Below are 235 nucleotides of genomic sequence, written 5' to 3' on the forward strand. Positions count from 1 at the left end.
CCACAGTTTCTGGCTCAGGTCCACATAATAGCGGTGGGGATTTTCAAAACGCTTGACCTCGTCCCACAGGGTGTTTACCTGGGCTTTGCAGAATTTCTTGATGTCATCCAGGCTGGGGCTTTGGTATACCCGCTTGCCCTGGTCATAAATCTGGGTAGAAAGGCAGCGTGCCGTGCAATTTACATAGGTACATTCTTTCCAGGTTTCGATGGGGTCAAACAGCGTGATTCCGTGC

At 50.6% G+C, this 235-nt stretch carries 1 pseudogene; it reads right to left on the minus strand.

Annotated features, from left to right (window positions below):
* Positions 1-235, minus strand: a pseudogene (locus tag H6B10_RS16525) (nicotinate phosphoribosyltransferase); the annotation flags it as partial.

This window comes from Gemmiger formicilis (assembly GCF_016901605.1).
GTDB classification, from domain to species: domain Bacteria; phylum Bacillota; class Clostridia; order Oscillospirales; family Ruminococcaceae; genus Gemmiger; species Gemmiger formicilis_B.